17 protein-coding genes are annotated in these 17,265 nt (G+C 58.7%); 14 read left to right on the forward strand and 3 right to left on the reverse strand.

Annotated elements, in window-relative coordinates:
• Positions 1-14: 14 nt before the first annotated feature.
• The 5 genes from leuD (at position 15) to AUR04nite_RS06440 (ending at position 5,192) form a co-directional block, all read left to right on the forward strand.
• A complete protein-coding gene (leuD, locus tag AUR04nite_RS06420) occupies positions 15-620 on the forward strand; it encodes a 3-isopropylmalate dehydratase small subunit (RefSeq protein WP_141363128.1) in 606 nt (201 codons plus the stop codon).
• 298 nt (positions 621-918) lie between these two features.
• The gene (gene murA / locus AUR04nite_RS06425; RefSeq protein WP_141363130.1) at positions 919-2,238 is read left to right on the forward strand and encodes a UDP-N-acetylglucosamine 1-carboxyvinyltransferase; all 1,320 of its coding nucleotides are present in this window, start codon (positions 919-921) and stop codon (positions 2,236-2,238) included.
• A gap of 12 nt (positions 2,239-2,250) precedes the next feature.
• Positions 2,251-3,015 carry a lysophospholipid acyltransferase family protein gene (locus tag AUR04nite_RS06430; protein ID WP_141363132.1) on the forward strand — a complete coding sequence of 255 codons (765 nt, stop codon included), beginning with the start codon at positions 2,251-2,253 and terminating at the stop codon, positions 3,013-3,015.
• 30 nt (positions 3,016-3,045) lie between these two features.
• The gene (locus AUR04nite_RS06435; RefSeq protein WP_281285110.1) at positions 3,046-4,080 is read left to right on the forward strand and encodes an NAD(P)H-dependent glycerol-3-phosphate dehydrogenase; all 1,035 of its coding nucleotides are present in this window, start codon (positions 3,046-3,048) and stop codon (positions 4,078-4,080) included.
• Positions 4,080-5,192: a D-alanine--D-alanine ligase family protein gene (locus AUR04nite_RS06440; protein WP_141363134.1), complete on the forward strand. Its 1,113-nt coding sequence runs from the start codon at positions 4,080-4,082 to the stop codon at positions 5,190-5,192. The genes AUR04nite_RS06435 and AUR04nite_RS06440 overlap by 1 nt, the downstream gene beginning before the upstream one ends.
• 87 nt (positions 5,193-5,279) lie before the next feature.
• On the opposite strand, the gene AUR04nite_RS06445 is transcribed toward AUR04nite_RS06440, so the two are convergent.
• Positions 5,280-5,792: a DUF3515 family protein gene (locus AUR04nite_RS06445; RefSeq protein WP_407646666.1), complete on the reverse strand. Its 513-nt coding sequence runs from the start codon at positions 5,790-5,792 to the stop codon at positions 5,280-5,282.
• Positions 5,793-5,867: 75 nt separating this feature from the next.
• Here AUR04nite_RS06445 and AUR04nite_RS06450 point away from each other — a divergent pair, with 75 nt between their 5' ends.
• Genes AUR04nite_RS06450 through rsmD form a run of 4 tightly spaced genes read left to right on the forward strand, consistent with a single transcriptional unit; the run spans position 5,868 to position 10,699 of the window.
• Positions 5,868-6,914, forward strand: coding sequence for an LCP family protein (locus tag AUR04nite_RS06450; RefSeq protein WP_141363136.1), 1,047 nt, complete (start codon positions 5,868-5,870; stop codon positions 6,912-6,914).
• A 23-nt stretch (positions 6,915-6,937) separates the two neighbouring features.
• On the forward strand, positions 6,938-7,906 hold the full coding sequence (locus AUR04nite_RS06455) for a DAK2 domain-containing protein (protein ID WP_141363138.1): 969 nt from the start codon (positions 6,938-6,940) through the stop codon (positions 7,904-7,906).
• Positions 7,896-10,085: an ATP-dependent DNA helicase RecG gene (locus AUR04nite_RS06460; RefSeq protein WP_141363141.1), complete on the forward strand. Its 2,190-nt coding sequence runs from the start codon at positions 7,896-7,898 to the stop codon at positions 10,083-10,085. Before AUR04nite_RS06455 ends, AUR04nite_RS06460 begins: the two co-directional genes overlap by 11 nt.
• Positions 10,086-10,105: 20 nt before the next feature.
• Positions 10,106-10,699 carry a 16S rRNA (guanine(966)-N(2))-methyltransferase RsmD gene (rsmD, locus tag AUR04nite_RS06465; protein WP_141363143.1) on the forward strand — a complete coding sequence of 198 codons (594 nt, stop codon included), beginning with the start codon at positions 10,106-10,108 and terminating at the stop codon, positions 10,697-10,699.
• Here rsmD and AUR04nite_RS06470 read toward each other — a convergent pair.
• Together AUR04nite_RS06470 and AUR04nite_RS06475 are read right to left on the reverse strand one after the other, a co-directional pair.
• Positions 10,667-11,449, reverse strand: a complete 783-nt coding sequence (locus AUR04nite_RS06470; RefSeq protein WP_141363146.1) for a spermidine synthase — start codon at positions 11,447-11,449, stop codon at positions 10,667-10,669. The genes rsmD and AUR04nite_RS06470 overlap by 33 nt on opposite strands.
• A complete protein-coding gene (locus AUR04nite_RS06475; RefSeq protein WP_141363148.1) occupies positions 11,446-12,654 on the reverse strand; it encodes an aminotransferase class I/II-fold pyridoxal phosphate-dependent enzyme in 1,209 nt (402 codons plus the stop codon). The genes AUR04nite_RS06470 and AUR04nite_RS06475 overlap by 4 nt, the downstream gene beginning before the upstream one ends.
• A 112-nt stretch (positions 12,655-12,766) precedes the next feature.
• Here AUR04nite_RS06475 and coaD point away from each other — a divergent pair, with 112 nt between their 5' ends.
• The 5 genes from coaD (at position 12,767) to AUR04nite_RS06500 (ending at position 17,258) form a co-directional block, all read left to right on the forward strand.
• Complete coding sequence (gene coaD, locus AUR04nite_RS06480) at positions 12,767-13,237, forward strand: pantetheine-phosphate adenylyltransferase (RefSeq protein ID WP_141363150.1); 471 nt, start codon at positions 12,767-12,769, stop codon at positions 13,235-13,237.
• A gap of 72 nt (positions 13,238-13,309) precedes the next feature.
• Positions 13,310-14,212, forward strand: coding sequence for a UTP--glucose-1-phosphate uridylyltransferase GalU (gene galU, locus AUR04nite_RS06485; protein WP_141363152.1), 903 nt, complete (start codon positions 13,310-13,312; stop codon positions 14,210-14,212).
• A 309-nt stretch (positions 14,213-14,521) separates the two neighbouring features.
• Entirely contained in the window at positions 14,522-15,394 is an 873-nt protein-coding gene (locus AUR04nite_RS06490) for an LCP family protein (protein WP_246055412.1), read from the forward strand.
• A 144-nt stretch (positions 15,395-15,538) separates the two neighbouring features.
• Positions 15,539-16,387: an ABC transporter permease gene (locus AUR04nite_RS06495; protein WP_141363156.1), complete on the forward strand. Its 849-nt coding sequence runs from the start codon at positions 15,539-15,541 to the stop codon at positions 16,385-16,387.
• Positions 16,371-17,258: an ABC transporter ATP-binding protein gene (locus AUR04nite_RS06500; RefSeq protein WP_141363158.1), complete on the forward strand. Its 888-nt coding sequence runs from the start codon at positions 16,371-16,373 to the stop codon at positions 17,256-17,258. The genes AUR04nite_RS06495 and AUR04nite_RS06500 overlap by 17 nt, the downstream gene beginning before the upstream one ends.
• Positions 17,259-17,265: the final 7 nt, after the last annotated feature.

The following is a 17,265-nucleotide window of genomic DNA, read 5'->3' on the forward strand; positions in this document are numbered from 1 at the left end:
GAAGGATTCTGAACATGGAAAAGATTATTAGCCATACCGGTATCGGCGTTCCACTGCGTCAAAGCAATGTGGATACCGATCAGATCATTCCTGCCGTCTACCTCAAGCGCATCACCCGTACGGGGTTCGAAGATGCCTTGTTTGCAGGTTGGCGCCGTGATGAGAACTTCATCTTGAACCAGGAGCCATTCAATGCCGGTTCGGTCCTGGTGGCCGGCCCGGACTTCGGCACTGGCTCGTCTCGTGAGCATGCGGTTTGGGCGTTGAAGGACTACGGATTCAAGGCGGTGCTTTCGGCGCGATTCGCCGACATCTTCCGTGGCAATTCGGGCAAGCAGGGATTGGTCGCGGCGGAAGTTGCGCAGAGCGACATCGAGCTGATTTGGAAGGAGCTGGAGAACAATCCGGGCACCCAGATTACCGTTGATCTGGAATCCCGCACCGTTCAGTGCGGTTCCATCTCTGCGCCCTTCCAGATCGACGACTACACCCGCTGGCGTTTGATGGAGGGCCTGGACGACATTGGCCTGACCCTTCAGCATGAAGAGGACATCACTGCCTATGAGTCTTCCCGTCCGGCTTACAAGCCGAAGACTCTTCCGGCTAGGTCAGCTGACTAATAGCTGCCTGGTGTTGACGCCTAGATTTTGATTCCGAGAGAGAATCGCCAAGATTCGACTCGTTCACGGGGCTGCATGCAGTTTGTGCTACCTGCGAACGAGTCGAATCTTTTTCTCTTTTAAGTCACGCAATTTATTCCCGAAATTCCGCGCCTGAAAGCATGCTCACAATCGATGCGCCACGAAGCTCTATGAACCCTTTATGGACTGTGAAGGCGGTATGCTTACTTAGTCCTGCTAGTTCTCGGCCGGCAGGCCACGGCAGACAATAACGACTACGCGATGAGGTAATTCATACATGGGTAAGGTCTTGACGATCCATGGCGGTGTGCCACTAGAGGGCACCGTTCGAGTAGGCGGAGCAAAGAACCTAGTTCCAAAGGCTATGGTTGCTGCGCTGTTGGGCGACACTCCATCGGTGCTCCGCAACGTGCCCGAGATCAAGGACGTCACCGTAGTCCGCAATCTTTTGGAGATCCACGGTGTCAAGGTTGACCAGGACCCGGAAACCGGCGACCTGACCATGGATCCAAGCCAGGCAAAGTCCGCATCGAATCAGGCGATTGATGCCCATGCCGGCGATTCTCGAATTCCGATCCTCTTCTGCGGCCCGCTGATCCACTCCCTGGGCGAAGCCTTCATCCCAGACCTTGGCGGTTGCCGCATCGGCGACCGTCCAATCGACTTCCACCTGGAAGTTCTGCGCGAATTCGGCGCAGTAGTCGATAAGGCAGTAGATGGCATCCGTATTTCTGCACCATTGGGCCTGAAAGGCGCTAAGGTCCATCTGAAGTACCCTAGCGTCGGCACTACCGAACAGGTGTTGCTGTCGGCTGTTCGCGCCAAGGGCGTCACCGAGGTCAGCAATGCTGCCATCGAGCCGGAAATCCTCGACCTGATTTCGCTGCTGCAGAAGATGGGCGCGATCATCTCGGTGCACCGCGACCGCATCATCCGCATCCAGGGTGTCGACAAGCTTTCAGGCTATGACCACACCGCGCTTCCAGACCGTAACGAAGCTGCTTCGTGGGCTTCGGCCGCGCTGGTTACCAAGGGCGACATCTTCGTCCAAGACGCGCAGCAGCGAGACCTGACCGCATTCCTCCATGTCTACCGCCAGATCGGTGGCGAGTTCGAGGTCAAGTCCAACGGCATCCGCTTCTACCACCCAGGTGGGGACCTGAACCCGTTGATCCTCGAAACGGACGTGCACCCAGGCTTCATGACCGACTGGCAGCAGCCGCTGGTCGTGGCCCTGACCCAGGCTTCCGGCGTCTCGGTCATCCACGAAACCGTGTACGAAAACCGTTTCGGCTTCACCGACGCTCTGGTGCGTATGGGTGCCACCGTTCAGGTGCACACCGACTGCCTCGGTTCGACTCCGTGCCGTTTCGGACAGCGCAATTTCAAGCACTCGGCTGTCGTCGTTGGACCGGCTCAGCTCAGCGGTGCCGAAATTGATGTACCGGATCTGCGTGGCGGGTTCTCCCACCTCATCGCTGCCTTGGCGGCGGACGGCACCAGCCGTGTCACTGGCATCGAGCTGATCAACCGCGGTTACGAGCACTTCATGGAGAAGCTGACTGCTTTGGGCGCCAACGTTGAATTGAGCGAATAGAAAGTTCGGTTAATGGTAAAAATCACGGCTCCCGGAGAAGATCCGAGAACCAAGCGCATCTTCAATGTTCTGGGAACAATTGTTCGTCCATTGATGAACAGCTTGATGGGCAAAACGTGGAAGGGCTTCGAGAATCTGCCGGAAGGCGGATACATCCTCTGCCCGAACCATCTCACCGAGATTGATCCATTGGTAGTCGGCCACGCTATCTACAGCAATGGCCGGCTGCCGCGCTGGATGGCTAAGGAATCCCTGTTCAAGCCGCCGGTGCTCGGATGGATCATGCGCGAAACCGGTCAGGTTCCGGTGGCACGCAGTGCCTCCGGCGCTGGCGAATCTCTCAAGGCCGCCAAGAAAGTGCTGGATGCCGGGGGAGTAGTAGTCATTTACCCTGAAGGCACGCTCACACGGGATCCGGATCTCTGGCCCATGGTCGGACGGACCGGTGCTGCACGTCTGGCGTTGCAGACTGGCGCACCGGTAGTGCCCATGGCGCACTGGGGAGACCAGGAATTCCTGCCGCGCTATTCCAAGAAGGTCTATCTTTTCCCACGCAAGCATGTCACGGTTTCAGTAGGTTCGCCGGTGGATCTCGATGACCTGCGTTCTGGGCCGCGCACCCGCAAGGTGCTGGAAGTAGCCACCGAGCGCATCATGAACTCGATTACTTCTTTGCAGGCGGAGCTTCGAAATGAAACGCCTCCGGAAAAGCTGTGGGACCCCAGCGAGCACGGCCAGGCCCGCACCGGCCGCAGCTTTGAGAATCCAGACAAATAAATTCGTGTCAGTTCGGTCAAAGGAAAAATTGTGACTAAGCCACTACCACGCAAGATTGCCGTAATGGGTGCAGGCAGCTGGGGCACCACTTTCGCGAAGGTAATGGCAGATGCCGTGGCCGAGCACAACATTCAGGTGGAAATCTGGGCTCGACGCGAGGATGCCGCTGTAGAAATCCGGGAGAATCACACCAACTCTCGGTACCTGCGCAACACCAAGCTTCCCGCCAACATCAGTGCTTCATCGGATCAGCAGGCAGTGCTTGCAGGTGCTGATCTTGTCGTGCTGGCCATCCCTTCGCAGTCGTTGCGTGCAGAGCTGGACAAGTTCAAGGAATTCTTCGAGCCAGAAGTCACCGTCCTGTCCTTGATGAAGGGCCTGGAACGCGGTACCGACATGAGGATGAGCCAAGTCATCGCCGAGGTCTCAGGCTTGCCTGAGGAGCGCATCGCAGTGCTTTCCGGTCCCAACCTGGCCATGGAGATCGCCCGCGAACAGCCCACCGCCTCGGTGGTTGCCTGCTCGGATGAAGACACCGCTGGATGGATTGCGCAGCTGTGTTCGGCAGCGTATTTCCGCCCCTACACCAACGACGATGTGCTCGGCGTAGAGCTTGGCGGCATCGTCAAGAATGTCATCGCACTGGCAGTTGGCATGTGTGACGGAATGGGCATGGGGGACAACACCAAGTCCACCGTAATTACTCGAGGACTTGCAGAAACCATGCGTCTTGTGCTTGCCTTGGGAGGGCGCATGGAGACTTTGTCCGGCCTTTCGGGACTTGGGGATCTCGTAGCAACTTGTTCGTCTTCGTTATCGAGGAATAACACGGCCGGCCGGTTGCTGGGACAAGGTCTGTTCCTAGAAGAAGTAAACGACCGCATGTCGCAGACTGCTGAAGGCATCAAGTCTGCGCGAGCGGTACTTGATCTATCACGTGCCAATAATGTCGAAATGCCAATTACTGAAGCAGTCGTCATGGTGCTTGAAGGAACACTCAGTGTTGAGAACATGGCCCAGCGACTGCTGTCACGAGAATTGAAGTCTGAAGGAGAACAGCAGTAATGACCGACAAGAAACCCCGAGTCCTGCTACTTTTCGGCGGTCGTTCCTCAGAACATTCCGTCTCATGCGTGACAGCGGCCGGTGTCATGAAGTCGATTGACAAGGATCGCTTCGACATCGTTCCGGTGGGAATCACCCGTCAAGGTCAGTGGACCTTGCTTGAGGAAGATCCGCAGGACTGGGCGTTGAACACTGGCAAACTTCCGGAGATCACCGATGTATCCCACCCGGTGCAGCTTGCCTCGGATCCGAGCAGAACGTCATTGCTTTCGTTGACGGACTCCGGTGTTACCGACCTCGGCACCATCGACGTGGTCTTCCCTCTGCTGCATGGTCCATTCGGCGAAGACGGATCCCTGCAGGGCATGCTTGAAATGGTAGGTGTGTCCTACGTTGGTTCCGGCATCGCCGCCAGTGCTATCGGAATGGACAAGCACTTCATGAAGGTTGCCTTCGAAGGCGCGGGTTTCAAGGTCGGCCCATATGAAGTCATTACCAACAAGCAGTGGTTGCGTGATAGCGAAGCAGCGCTTGCTCGCTGTGAGCGCCTGCAGTACCCGCTATTTGTGAAGCCAACCCGCGCTGGATCGTCCGTTGGAATTACGAAAGTCGATTCCCCATCGGAGCTTCGTGCAGCTATTGAAGTTGCGCGAGCTGAAGATCCAAAGGTCATCGTTGAGCAGGGCATCATTGGTCGAGAAATTGAATGCGGCGTTCTAGAAGGACGCGGCTCGGACCAGACTCGTGCTTCCTTCCCTGGAGAAGTCGCGGTTGCTGACAGCGGCCACACCTTCTATGACTTTGAAGCCAAGTATGTTGACGGCACCGCCTCCAAGCTCAGCTGCCCGGCCGACCTGAGCGAGGAAGCCACCCAGGAGATCCGTGAGCTGGCAGTCAAGGCATTTGACTCGCTGGACGGCGAAGGGCTTTCGCGAGTCGACTTCTTCTACACCCCAGAAGGCGACTGGATCATCAATGAGATTAACACCATGCCAGGCTTCACCCCGTCGAGCATGTACCCGCAGATGTGGGCCAAGACCGGTATTGAATACCGCGAGTTGATCGACGAGCTGATCGGCCTAGCACTGGATCGAAAGATCGGTCTACGCTAAAACGACATAAACCGAGAGGCACCTTGCTTGACCTAGTCAAACAAGGTGCCTCTTGGTTTATGTTGTCCGGATCTCAGCGTCCGTTATTTAGAACTTTTCAGCCTTCTCCACACTGGTGCACTGCTTCTGCGCTGGAATGCGGGAAGCCGAATCGGAAAGCGTAGCGAGAACCGTGCTGGATGGAATCACATTCGGATCGAGGACGACTTCTGTGGCAGGTGTGCGACCATAAGTAGTAAGAGTCCAAATGCCGGACTTATCTTCATGTGCGACCCAGTCGACATTGTTAACTGATACGCACGGATCGGTAGTTGGGCCAGGGGCTTCAACCCCGCAGCGCAAAACCACCTGTGAAGGATCGCCCCATGCACTGGTTGCCTGGGACGAGGTAGGCCGGCGTTCTGCGTCGCCGATGACTTCGGGAAGCACAACCATCATTTCGGCACAAGCAGGGTTTGCGGCATCAGGGGCTGCGTCTACGGAAGCCACCGAAGCGCAGGAAGCCAAACTGGTAGCTAAAAAGCCGCCAAGAAGAACAACTGATGCGATTCGCCCAATCTTTAGATTACGATTCGGTGACGGTTCGAGGGTCAAGCTGATTTTCGACACGTTTAAAGCCTACCGTGCGTGGCTGAAAGATAAGATGTACTGAGTTGAAACTGTGAAAGGTCACATATGTCATTTGAAAATCAGGCTACGCGCCCGCGTAAAAAGAAGCGCACTGGGCGCATAGTTCTGCTGAGCATCCTCTCACTGGTGGTGATCGCCGGACTCATCGCAGGCGGCTACGTTTGGAATCTCAGCCGGACCTTCAACGAGAAGAGCCAGAAGATTGAGAATGCCTTCCCCGTGGAGGAGAACCGTCCAGAGGTCAAGGAAGCATCCAAGGATGCCCTGAACATCCTCCTGCTCGGCAGCGACACTCGCGCCCAGCGCGATGGCATCGATGCGAACAGCGAAGAATTCGGCACGCTGCCCAACGGCGGACGCTCCGACACCATGATGCTGGTTCACATTCCTTCGGACCGCAAGGGCGTCTACGTCACCTCGATTATGCGCGACACCTGGCTGAACATCCCGGGCCACGGCAATGCGAAAATCAATGCGGCCTTCGCCTACGGCGGCGTTGCCAAGGCTGTTGAAACCTTGGAAGGCCTGTTCGGCGTCCGCATCGACCACGTTGCCTCCGTCGACTTTGAAGGCTTCAAGGGCCTGACCGATACAGTGGGCGGCGTGACGGTGAACAACCCGATCGCGTTCTCCCCGGTTCACGACAAGAGCACCCACTTCCCAGAAGGCGAAATCACGCTTGACGGCGAGCAGGCACTTGCCTTCGTCCGCGAACGCAAGGCGTTCAAGACCGGCGACTACCAGCGCGTCAAGAACCAGCAGCTCTTCGTCAAGTCGCTGCTGGGAGAGATCATGTCCAAGGACACCTTGACCGATCCGGGCAAGGTGCAGAACATCGTTTCCGAGTTTGCGCCATACATCTCTGTTGACGACACCCTGGACGCAGCCAAGATTGCTACGATCGCTTCATCTATGATCAATGTGCGCCCAAGCGACATGGAGTTCTTCACGCTTCCAAACAATGGAACCGGCCGTTCGTCTGACGGACAGTCGATTGTCGTACCGGATATGGCTACGATTAATAAGTTTGGCGAAGCACTGCAGAACGACACAGTTGACGAGTTCGTAGCAAATACGGATCTGTCTCAGTAACTACCGAAGGAATCCTCTTCATCATGACGACCCAAAAGCTTGACACTTCCGTTCGCGCCATTGCTGTATGGCTCGCACGAAGCGTCAAGAGCTTGGGGAATCATTCAGACCGGCTTAACGCCATCAACATCTTCCCCGTGGCGGATGGCGATACGGGAAGCAACCTGTATCTGACCGCCCGGGCAGGACATGACGCGGTGAGCAAACTGGATAGCGATGATATTGGAGCTTTCCTTGAAATTGCCGCGCGCGCGGCCATGGAGTCAGCGCGCGGCAATTCCGGAACATTGCTTGCGGTGTTCCTCAGCGGGCTCAGCGAACCACTCAAGGGCAAAGAGCGGTTGACCGCACCGTTGCTGGCCCTGGGCCTGGAACGGGCCAAGGTCCGCTCCTGGTCTGCGTTGAGCGAACCGGTGGAAGGCACCATGCTCTCGGTGATCAACGCCCTGGCATTGGCCGCCGCCTCGACGCTGAACCACCTCAAGGTTGACCTCGAAAGCCGCGCCGCCCTGGACACGCTGCTTTCGCAGATGACCCAGGCCGCCCGTCTAGCAGTCCAGGGAACCGAAAACACCCTGCCCTCCCTGGTGAAGGCAGGAGTCGTCGACGCCGGAGCCGTCGGCATGATGATCATCATCGATGAGATGTGCGCCGCGGTGCGCAATGAGCACGCCGACTTTGAGGACTACGAAAAATTCCACGGCTACCATGTCCAGGACCCGCATGTGCACCTTGAGTACGAAGCGGCCCAAGGTCTTGAAGTCATGTGCACCATCACCCTTGATGCGCTGGGCGCGGCCACCCTGCGTGGACAGCTGGATTCGATCGGCGACTCGGTGATCATGTCCCCGGTCAACCAGCTGGATGAAGACACCTACCGCTGGCGCGTGCATGTCCACGTCCCAGACTCGGATGCAGCCCTGGAATTGATCAGGAAACAGGGCGAGCCAGTAAACATCAGCGTGACCGACCTCTGCGTTCATGACGACTAAAAAACTTGCAGCAGATTTTGAACAGACAGCCCTGGCAGACGCGCTGGGCGCCAAGCATGCAGCCGCCCTTGAAAAGGCCTTCGGCTACCAGAGTGTTGGCGAGTTCCTGCGCCACTTCCCGCGCCGTTATGTAGAGGTCGGGGAACTGACCCCCATTGCCGAGCTGCCCTTCGACGAGCACTCCACAGTGGTTGCCCAGGTGGTGAATGTCAGCCAGCGCCAGATGCACTCGCGCAAGGGATTCATCTTTGAAGTCACCGTGAGCGACGAGCTGGGAGATGCCGGCCAAGAACTGCGGATGACATTCTTCAACGGCTACCAGGCCCGCAACGACCTGCAGGTCGGAACCATCGCCATGTTCAGCGGCAAGGTGGGCTGGTACCAGGACCATCTGCAGCTCTCGCAGCCGGACTACGCCATCCTGGATGAAGCTTCCCAGGCGGATCCAACCCCGATCCCCATCTACCCTGCCTCCGCCAAGATGCCGAACAAGCGGATCCGCGATTTGATGGGCCTTCTGCTTGAGCACGTGAACGAGCAGAACCTGCCCGAATTCCTGCCTCAGCCGCTGCTCGACGCGCGCCGCTATCCCGCCCGCTGGCAGGCGTTCTTCAACCGGCACCACCCGCGCGACCTCAAGCAGGCGTATATCGCCAGGCAGCGCTTCGCCTATGAAGAGGCATTTATCCTCCAGCTGTCGCTGGCGCAGAAGAACGCGCAGCTGGGCAGCCAGCACGCGGTGCCAAGAGCCCGGACCAGTGGGGGACTGGCGGACAAATTCGACGCCAGGCTTCCCTTTGCCCTGACCGAAGACCAGCTGCAGGTCGGTGAAGAGATCAGCGGGGACTTGTCGCTGGAGCACCCCATGCACCGGTTGCTGCAAGGCGAGGTGGGCTCCGGCAAGACGGTGGTGGCGCTGCGCGCCATCCTGCAGGTCATCGACGCCGGCGGCCAAGCGGCGCTGCTAGCCCCCACAGAAGTCCTTGCGGCCCAGCACTACGCGTCCATTACCAAGATGCTCGGCCCTCTGGCAGATCCAGGGCTCTTCGGAGAAGGCGAAGGCACCGGAGTGGCTCTGCTGACCGGATCGGCCAAGACCGCCCAGCGCCGCGAGGCCCTGCTGGGCATTGCCAGCGGCGAAACCGGGCTGATCATCGGCACTCACGCGTTGCTCTCAGACCAGGTGCGCTTCGCCGAGCTGGGGCTGGTCGTGGTCGACGAGCAGCACCGCTTCGGCGTTGAACAGCGCGACGCCCTGCGCGCCAAGGCTGGGGACGCGATGCCCCACACTCTGGTGATGACAGCTACCCCGATCCCGCGCACCGTGGCAATGACAGTCTTCGGAGACCTAGAAACCTCAACTATCAAGCGCCTGCCCGCCGGACGCGCGCCGATCTCCACCCACATCGTCCCGATGCAGCTGACCGGCTACCGCGACAGGCTGTATTCGCGGATCCGCGAAGAAGTGGCTAAGGGGCACCAGGTATACGTGGTCTGCCCACGCATCACCGAAACTGCGGGGGAGCAGGGAGTGCTGCTGGCCACCTATGAGGACACCTCTGCGCAGACCATGAGCGTGGAGATGATGTTTGAGATGCTGCGCTCTATGCCCGAATTCGAAGGCGTGGAAATCGAAAGCCTGCATTCCCAGCTGGACGCTGCAGACAAGGCGCAGATCATGGATGACTTTGCCGCCGGCTCCATCGACGTGCTGGTCTCCACCACCGTCATCGAAGTCGGCGTGGACGTGCACAATGCGACGCTGATGGTCATCATGGATGCCGAACGCTTCGGCATCTCCCAGCTGCACCAGCTGCGCGGCCGAGTGGGCCGCGGCGGCCTGCCCGGAACTTGCCTGCTGACCACCTGGCTGGATGCGGACCACGCCTCGGTCAACCGGCTGCGGGTCATCGAATCCACCCTTGACGGGTTCGAACTGGCGGAGGCCGACCTGCTTGAGCGCAGGGAAGGAAACATCCTTGGCGTACAGCAGTCGGGCAGCCAATCGACGCTGCGCGAGCTGAGCATCATCAAGGACCGCACGCTCATTGAACAGGCGCGCCATGACGTCCAAATTCTCATGGGCTACGCGCAGTGGCATCACGAGTACCCGCTGCTCTTCAAGACGGTGATGGGCTGGGTCGACGAATCCACCCGCGAATTCTTGAACAAGAACTAGTGAACTGAAGGTCTGAGACTATGAGCCGAATTATTGCCGGAGCCGCCGGCGGCAACCCCCTGAAGTCGGTGCCGGGAGATGCCACACGGCCCACCACCGACCGCGTCAAGGAAGCACTGTTCTCCCGGCTTGAGAGCTGGGACATTATTTCAGGAGCGCGGGTCCTTGACCTGTTCGCCGGCTCCGGCGCCCTAGGGCTGGAAACTGCCAGCCGCGGGGCACGCCAGGTCACCCTGGTGGAGAAGGCGCCCAAGGCGGTGGCCGTGTGCCAGCAGAATGCAGCGCTGGTCAACAAGGTGCTGAAGAACGAGACTGTCAACGTCCACCGCGGCTCGGTTGACTCGGTGCTCGACCTCTACTTCGACGAATCCACCGGGCAGCCGCGCAAGACCTTTGACGTGATCTTCATGGATCCGCCCTACCCGCTCACCGAAGCGGAGCTGGAAACCACCCTGGCCAAGGCGGCAAGGATCCTTGCCGAGGATGCCACCTTGGTCATCGAGCGCTCCAGCCGCTCGCCCGAGCCCAGCTGGCCGGCGTCCATTGAACTGATCGCCTCTAAAAAATACGGCGAAACCCAGTTATGGTTTGCCGAACCCGTCCAGGCCGACTGAGTAGTGGATTTCCGAAGGGAAGGGGCCAGCCGCCTCGCAGGCGGCAATCGCCGAGGGGTCCAGACTCTTCTTGGCGGCGGTGAGGACCAGATTTCCCGGATACCTGCGGGTGAACATCTGCGGTGGGGCCGAGAGCATCACAAAGTCCAAGTGTTGTTCTGCTGCCTTCACCTGGCTGTCGGTAAACCGAAGCGGCGGATCGTCTCCGATATTCACGAAGAGTAGGCCGTCGGGCTGCAGCGCCGCACCCAGCAGCTTGTAATACTCGGGCACTGTCAGGTGCTCCGGTGCTTCCGGTCCGCTGAAGATGTCGACAATGATCACGTCAAACTGTTGGCCTGCAAGTTCATTGACCAAGACCTCGCGGGCATCGGCCACCACCGGCGTCAGGCTGCAGCCTTGGGGCAGCGGCAGCTCCTCCAAGACGAAATCCAGCAGCTCGCGCTCGATGTCCACGGCCACATGGGTGCTGCCGGGGTAGACTACGCTGGCCCAGCGGACCAGAGTCAGTGCGCCGGCGCCCAAATGCAGCATGCGCAGCGTGGAACCGGCAGGCTTGAGCACCTGGATGTGATTGGCGATTCGTGCAAGGTATTCGTAGAAGACTTCCTCGGGTCTGGCCAGGTTCACATGCGACTGCTCGGCGCCGCCGATGGCAAGAATCTTGGCATTGGGCACCAGGTCGTCGTCGAAGATGGTTGCATGCTGCTGGACGAAACCCAGCCAGCGCGAAGGGATCTTTCCGCTCATCGCTTCAACTCTCCGATGCGCTGCAGCCGCGTGACTGCTTCGGCAATCACTGATTCCTTCTTGCAGAAGGCGAAGCGCAGCAGCGAGGCGTAGGCCGCCCGGTTTTCCGGATGTACAAAGACTGACAGTGGTATGGCTGCCACGCCCAGGCGTTCGGGCATGATCCGTGCAATCTCGGTGGCATCCTCATAGCCGAGCTGGGCCACATCGGCCACCAGGAAATAGGTTCCCTGCGGGCGGAAGACCGGAATGCCGGCCCGCTCCAAACCGGCGGCCAACAGCTGCCCGGTGTGCCCCAGTTCTTCGGCGAATCCCGTGAAGAACTTATCGGGCAGGCGCAGCGCCTGGGCGACCGCGGGCTGGAAGGCCGGGCCCGAGGAATAGGTCAGGAACTGCTTGACCGTGCGCACGGCGGTGATTAGGTGCTCCGGGCCGCTGGCCCAGCCCACCTTCCACCCGGTGAAGGAGAAGGATTTTCCTGCCGAGGAAATGGTGATGGTGCGTTCAAAGCCTCCGGGCAGCGAGGCGATTGGCGTGTGCTTGGTCCCGAAGCGCAGGTGCTCGTAGACTTCGTCGGCAACGATGATGCAGTCGTGCTGGTGGGCCAGATCGACCACTTCCTGCAACACCTGGTCGCTGAGCACCGAACCGGTGGGGTTGTGCGGGTTATTGACCACGATCACGCGTGTTGCATCGGTGACCGCCGCACGCAGCTTTTCGATATCCGGCTGGAAGTCGGGGCGTTCAAGCTGCACCACCCTGTGGCGCGCATTGGCTAACCCGATCATTGCTGCATAGGAGTCGTAGTAGGGCTCGAAGGTCACCACTTCGTCGCCGGGCTGCACGAAGGCCAGCAGCGAGGCGGCGATCGCTTCGGTGGCTCCGGTGGAAACGACCACCTGGGTGGCGGGGTCCAAATTGATGCCGTAGAAGCGCTGCTGGTGTTCGCAGATCGCTTCGCGCAGATCGAGGATGCCGGAGCCCGGGGCATATTGGTTGGCTCCGCCAAGGATCGCTTCGACGGCAATCCGGCGGATCTCTTCAGGCCCTTCGGTATCCGGGAATCCCTGACCGAGGTTCACCGCCTGGTGCTTGTTGGCCAGCGCGGTGATCTCTTCGAAGATTGTCATGCTCGGCGTCCCGCTGGAGTCTAGGAGGTTGGCCGAATCAGCTGTGCGCTGCCACGGGGTGTAATCAAGGCTCATATCTCCATTATGAAGTGAGCGCGGAAAACTAAGGCCAACTGTGAACGTAATGCTTGCGGGTCGCAGACCGGCGAAGCGCTGGATTCGCGAATCTTCTTGATACATTCAACGTATGCGTAGAGCTGTTTGCCCCGGATCCTTTGACCCTATCCACAACGGACACGTCGAAATCATCGCCCGAGCCGCCAGCCTCTTTGACGAGGTGATCGTGGCGGTGTCCACCAACTATGCCAAAAAGTATCGATTCACCGAAGAAGAACGCGTAGCAATTGTCGAAGAGACCGTGGGAGGACTGCGCGGAGTGACAGCCCTGCCCATGGGCAACGGCCTGCTTGCAGACTTCTGCAAGGAACAGGGAGCTGAGGCCATCGTCAAGGGGCTTCGCAGCACCGTCGACTATGCCTACGAAATCCCCATGGCCACCATGAACCGGCACCTGACAGGTGTTGAGACGGTATTCCTGCAAGCTGACACCCGTTTCACCCACCTATCTTCCTCGCTGTTGAAGGAAGTCCAGGTCTTAGGCGGTGACGTCACGGAGTACTTCCCCCGCGCTGTGATGAAACGACTATTGAAGAAGTAGTCAGATGGCCCTATCGGGCCTCGGGAACATGCTTGAATAGTTGTAGCTTTCGATAGACAAGGTTTAAGTACAATGACATCTCCGTCGCCGATTACCAAGGCAGTCATCCCAGCAGCCGGTCTGGGAACTCGATTCCTCCCAGCTACCAAGGCCATGCCCAAGGAAATGCTGCCTGTCGTTGACAAGCCGGCAATCCAGTACGTTGTCGCAGAAGCCGTCAAGGCAGGCTTCACCGACCTGCTGATGATCACCGGCCGCAACAAGCGCGCTCTGGAAGACCACTTTGACCGTGTCCCTTCCCTGGAGTATTCGCTGGAAGCCAAGGGCGACAAGAAGAAGCTGGACGCGATCCACGAGGCCACCAGCCTGGGAGACATCCACTACGTCCGCCAGGGCGATCCGCGCGGTCTGGGCCACGCGGTGCTGTGCGCTAAGCAGCACGTGGGAAATGAGCCGTTCGCTGTGCTGCTCGGCGACGACTTGATCGACGAACGCGACGAGCTGTTGAGCATCATGGCCGAAGTCCAGCGCAATACCGGCGGTTCGGTCATCGCCCTGATGGAAGTCGCTCCGGAACAGATCAGCGCCTATGGCTGTGCGGATGTCTCAGCCGTTGACGGCGAAGACTACGTCAAGGTCAACGGCCTGGTGGAGAAGCCGTCGGTTGAGGAAGCGCCGAGCAACCTGGCGATCATTGGCCGCTACCTGCTGCACCCGCGCGTCTTCGAAGTGCTGGAGCACACGGCTCCGGGCCGCGGGCACGAAATTCAGCTCACAGATGCGCTTCAGGTGCTTGCCTCCGCTGAAGGGGAAGGCGCCGGGGTTCATGCCGTCATCTTCCGTGGCCGCCGCTACGACACCGGCGACAAGCTGAGCTACCTGCAGGCAAATATCACCTTGGCCGTGGACCATGATGATTTGGGCGATGGCCTCAAATCCTGGCTCAAGAAGTTCGTCGCAAAGCTCGACGACTAGAAAACATGGAAAGACTACTCAGGATGCACACAAGTATCTTGGGTAGTCTTTTTGATTGCACGAAGTCACCCGGGAGAACCGTTGGCTTCCTCGGAATTTCCCGGTGGGGTAGGAATGAAACTAGAAGAACCAGCACGCGAGACTTTTGCGTCCAGAAGTGCACAATTCGGCACGGCGCGGCGCAAGAAGCGCAGGGTTCGTGCAATTGTTCTCTCTGTTTTAGCGGTTGTACTTGTCGCGTTGCTCGCCGCAGGCTATTACCTGTTCAATTTGCAGCACGCCTTTAATTCCAAGTCGAATACCGTCGACTTGAATTTCACTCAGGAGCAGGAAAATGCCCGCCCGGTGAAAGACCCCGATGACGGCTCGATGAATATTCTGCTGGTCGGCGTGGACCATGCAGATGACGACTCTGCCCAGTCCGCTGCGTTGGATGGTGCAGTGAGCCAGCGCAGCGACTCCATGATGCTCGTGCATATCCCGGAAGACCGCTCCCAGATTTACGTGATGTCCACGGTGCGCGACATGTACGTGGACATCCCCGGACATGGCAAGAACAAGCTGAATGCTGCGGTCTCCCTGGGAGGCGTCCCGCTGTTGATGCAGACCCTTGAAGGCATGCTGGACACGAAGATTGACCATGTTGCGATGATCGACTTCGACGGGTTCAAGGAACTTTCCACCGCGCTGGGCGGCGTGACGGTCAAAAATGACATCCCGTTCACTGCCCATGACACCGACTACTTCTATCCCAAGGGCGAGATCACCCTGGAGGGGGATAGGGCGCTGAGGTTTGTGCGCGAACGCAAGTCCTTCACCAATGGCGACTACCAGCGCGTGGCAAACCAGCGCAAGTTCATCGCCGCCACCGCTAGCCAGCTGCTGTCCAAGGACACGCTGACCAACCCGGTCAAGCTCTACGACATCGTTGACAAGGTCTCCCCGTACCTTACCTTCGACAGCAATTTTGACGCTGCAACGATGGTTGGCTTGGGAATGCAGTTGAAGAATGTCGATCCTGAGCACATGGAGATGTTCACCATGCCGACGGCGGGCTCGTCGACCAGCCCGGATGGGCAGTCGATTGAACTTCCGAATGAAGCGGCGATTGCCCAAATTAGCGAAGCATTGAAAACCGATACCATGGCCCAATACTTGAAGGATAATCCTCCGCAAGAGTAGGGATATTCAGTGACGGACGCTACAGCTGGCGTTTATGCCAGCATGGATGGGCAGGAAAACCCTATCGATCTACTAGACTTTGAATAAGTGTCTGCGCTTTTTGCCAGATGTTAATTGACGGAACATATTGAGGACATTTCACACATGACAGTCGCAGAGGAGGCCGAAAAGTATGGTTTGCACCGTGTTGGTGCTCGCCCATCTTTGGCTAACTATCTGAAGCAGACTTGGGAACGTCGTGAGTTCATTTATGAGCTTGCAAAGGCCAGGGTTCAGCGGCAGAACCAGCAGAACCGTTTGGGAATGATTTGGGTTGTCTTGAAGCCGACCATGAACGCCATCATGTACGGCGTCATTTTCGGCGTCCTCCAGGGAAGTGCCAAGGGCCCGGACTTCCCAGTCTTTGTTGTCATCGGTGTGTTCCTTTTCGAATTCTTCACCACCTCGATGAATGGCGGCGCCAAGTCCATCACGGGCAACCAGGCGCTGGTGCAATCGCTCTCATTCCCCAGATTGACGCTGCCCGTCGCCCAGGTGACGCAAAACGTCCTGACGCTGATGCCGATGGTCGTGGTGATGTTCATCTACGCGATGATCCTGGGCACCACGCCCAAGTGGTCGTGGTTTGTGATCTTGCCGCTGATTGCCCTGATGACAGTCTTCAACATGGGCATCGCGCTGATCTGCGCGCGCATTACCGTGCACGTTAGGGACTTCACCCAGATCCTTCCGCTGGTTACCCGCGCCCTGATGTACACCTCTGGCGTGCTGTTCAGCGTTGATCGCATCCTCAACCACTGGCCTTGGCTGGTCCGGATTTTCGACTTCCACCCGCTCTACCAGTTCCTGCAGATCGCCCGCGCGATGGTCATGAACGACGCACCCTACGACCCTTTCGCCTGGGTTGTGGTCGGCGTCTGGTCGGTGCTGACACTGGCATTTGGACTTGTGTACTTCTGGAAGGCGGAGGAGCGTTATGGCCGGACCAATTAGTTTCGACGACCTGATCAACCCGGATCTACATCCCGAATACGAGCCGGCGCCGATCTTCTCGGACGACACCTCGTTCATCGATGTCATCCGTCCGGAAGACATCAAGACCTCCACCCTGCAGGTTGACCCTGCCCGGGTGCCTGTGGTCATGGTCGACAACCTGCATGTGAAGTACCAGGTGTACTCCAGCGGCAAGGCCGTGGGCAACGCAGGGGCACGCCGCCTGCTGCAGCCTGCGAGCACCCGCGGCATCCGCACCGTGCACGCCCTGAAGGGCATCTCCTTTGTGGCCTACGAGAACGAATCCATCGGGATCATCGGCTCCAACGGTTCGGGCAAGTCCACCCTGCTGCGGGCAATTACCGGCCTGACCCCGCCGGCCGCCGGCGCTGTGTATGCCCGGTCGCGCCCGAGCCTGCTGGGCGTCGGCGCCGCCCTGATCCCCGACTTGTCGGGAGACAAGAACATCACCCTGGGTGGCCTGGCCCTCGGCTACAACCGCCAGCAGGTTGAGCAGATGCGCGAAGAAATCACCAAGTTCGCAGAGCTTGAAGATTTCATCGACCTGCCGATGCGCACCTACTCGTCCGGCATGGGCGCCCGCCTGAAGTTTGCCATTGCCGCTTCGAAGCAGCACGACATCCTGATCGTGGATGAGGCGCTGGCGGTGGGCGATGCGAAGTTCCGCAAGCGCAGCGAGGCAAAGATCCGCGAGATCCGCGAGAGCGCCGGAACCGTGTTCTTGGTGTCCCACTCGATGAACTCCATCAAGGAAACCTGCAACCGCTGTATTTGGATTGAAAAAGGCGTCCAGAAAATGGACGGCGACCCGGAAACGGTGATCGAGGCCTATCAGAAGCACAAGAAGTAGAGTTGGG

Origin of the sequence: Glutamicibacter uratoxydans, from assembly GCF_006539925.1 — a bacterium.
GTDB classification, from domain to species: Bacteria; Actinomycetota; Actinomycetes; order Actinomycetales; family Micrococcaceae; genus Glutamicibacter; species Glutamicibacter uratoxydans.